The organism is Bartonella sp. AA18HLJMS (genome assembly GCF_042197245.1).
Taxonomy (GTDB): domain Bacteria; phylum Pseudomonadota; class Alphaproteobacteria; order Rhizobiales; family Rhizobiaceae; genus Bartonella.
In genome coordinates, this window is sequence record NZ_JBHIRP010000055.1 from 1 (window position 1) to 2,342 (window position 2,342).

Sequence of the window (2,342 nt, forward strand, 5' to 3'; positions counted from 1 at the left end):
AAATCACCCCCTACTTCCATTTCTACACGCTCTCCAGAAACCACGGCGCCTGCCAATGTGGTGTTTGCCCCACTCGTTGTGTGAACTGTGCCGGTGCCAATAATATGGCTGTTCTTCTGGTGAACCTCCTCACTGGAACCCTTGCCTTTACCAAAAGAAGCATTCCCCATCCACCCTGTACCACCGGTACCATAACTATACCCAATATTCATTGAAGCGCTTTGCGTGTGGTTTTGTGTGCTTTGCGTGTTTTGCGCACTTTCAAAGATGATATCTTTACCTGCTCCCATGGTGATATTCCCGCTCTGTTCATCATTTTCCAGCACATAGATTGGATTGGTACCAGCGATAATATCAGCGCCAACACCATGAATGCTGCCTTCGTGGGCATGCATGTTAACAGCGCGTCCGCCTTCTATGCTATCTGTCACCGCTGTGGAGGTTTGAACAGAGGCTTCTGTTTTCTCAGTTTTAAAGCCCACGGTTACACTGCCAGATGCGCCAGCCATATTGGCAAGAGCATCCTTGGTGGAGCCCCCCAATCCTCCTAATGGGTTACTCAGTCCTTTGGTTATGTTCCCCTTTTCTCCTGTGTTGCCAGTCAGCCAATCAACAAAATTCTTGCCTTTGTTAAAGAGGTGATTGATTTTCATGCCGGTCAGTATGCCATTAATAACGGTGTTATTGCCATCCTTATTGTTCATACGGTCCGCTGAATCTTTTAAGCCTTGTACCGTGCCAAGGACACCGATATCAACGGAAGTTGTCACACCAGCAAAAGACTTTTCATGTGTCTCTTTGCCGTTAGAGGTATCATAGCTTTCTGATAGGGTGATATTATTGCCGGCATCCATGTTGACATCACGATCCGCCGCAACAATGGCTGCTTGTAAATTCACATCATTGTCAGCAGTAATCTGCACATCTTGGCGTGCCGTGATGTGTGATTGTGTGGAAGTGGTTTCCCATTGATCGCCCGTATCTTTGGCGCTTGCAATTCCAACCCCCAAGGAAGCACCGCTGTTGCTCTTTTCAAACTGAAACCCAAAGCCTTCCCGTTCTTCTACAGAGTTTGACTTATGGCTATTATGACCAACAAGCACATTCACATCATGCGCTGCCGAAAGGTTAATATTCTCACCCGCAAGATCAGAGCCAACAATTGTCACATCTTTTTTCTTGGCAGTGATGGTGATATTACCATCCGCATTGAGAGAAGAACCTTGATGCTCAAAACTCTCTTCATCATTCGTGCTTTTTGTCCAACTAACTCTTTAAGAATGGGAAGGACGCTTTGGTGATCGCTTTTGTAAAGCTTTTTGCTTTTGCTGACGTTTTCTTTCATCCTCAAAATGCGTTAGTAAAGCCCGTTCCTGTTTCGTTTTGTTGGTCACACCAAAGGTGTCATTGTCCATAAATTGCTGATATCCTGCTATCATTAAATTGCTTAGGAATGAGCCACTTTTGGGAGGTTGTGTAAAATAGAGCCCTTTTGAATTTTGCAATTTATACCGGAAACCTGCTTTTTTCATGCACTCATAAACTGAGGCAAATTCACTCGCATACGAATTCATATCACTAGAAGAAGCATAAACCGGTTTCCAACCACATTTTGATAAGGATTGTTGGATCATCGCTTTATCGACACCTGGTTTTTCCCATAATGCTAAAGTTGATGGAGGAGGTTGGTTAACACATCCAGCTGTATTTAAGAGAGCTATGCAACTCAATAGTTTTAAGATTTTCTTCATTTTTTCCCTCTTTCAATGGATTTATTTACGATAAAACAGCTCATAAGCCTGTTGATATTTTCTGTCACCGCTGCTTAAAACAACGGTGAACAATATTGAGATGATTGGTTGAGAAAACAATCCCGTCATTTCAAGCGAAGGCAAGGATGAGGGATTGTTGACCATCACAAACAGCAAAACTTAAGGTTGGCATTCATCCGCATTTTTATACCTTTTACAAAATGGGCTATTTAAGCGCTTCTCAACACTTCTCTGTGGGATGACAGCACCAAGCTGACAAATGGGAAGGTTTTCCTCTTTAAAAGTATAACACGGACTCCCTCCCCCTTTATAACGGAATCCTGCTTGAATCATACATGTATAAGTTGTTGCTTTTGCATTGATGCTCTGCTTTCTATTTTCTGAATCAGGATCGATAAGACTCGGCATTCCACATTCTAATAAGGCTTTTCCTACCTCAGTAGAATCCGCACCTGCCTTCTCCCACATACTCACGTACCCTGGAGCAGGTTTGTCAATGTTTTCAATATCACATCCAGTAACCGTTAACAGAATGAGCAGGCTTAATAAATTAAACAACATTTTCATTTT

2 protein-coding genes and 1 pseudogene are annotated in these 2,342 nt (G+C 43.0%); all 3 read right to left on the reverse strand.

Translation table 11 applies throughout. From position 1 onward, the window contains the following. Positions 1-1,253, reverse strand: a pseudogene (locus tag ACFINW_RS09790) (hemagglutinin repeat-containing protein); the annotation flags it as partial. A 21-nt stretch (positions 1,254-1,274) separates the two neighbouring features. After that, entirely contained in the window at positions 1,275-1,751 is a 477-nt protein-coding gene (locus tag ACFINW_RS09795) for a hypothetical protein (protein ID WP_375641274.1), read from the reverse strand. A gap of 180 nt (positions 1,752-1,931) precedes the next feature. Continuing rightward, the gene (locus ACFINW_RS09800; protein WP_375641276.1) at positions 1,932-2,339 is read right to left on the reverse strand and encodes a hypothetical protein; all 408 of its coding nucleotides are present in this window, start codon (positions 2,337-2,339) and stop codon (positions 1,932-1,934) included. Positions 2,340-2,342 lie beyond the last annotated feature (3 nt).

Excerpts from the sequence above, each read along its gene's own strand:
- ACFINW_RS09795 (WP_375641274.1), bottom strand. The coding sequence starts at position 1,751 with ATGAAGAAAATCTTAAAACTATTGAGTTGCATAGCTCTCTTAAATACA.
- ACFINW_RS09800 (WP_375641276.1), bottom strand. The coding sequence starts at position 2,339 with ATGAAAATGTTGTTTAATTTATTAAGCCTGCTCATTCTGTTAACGGTT.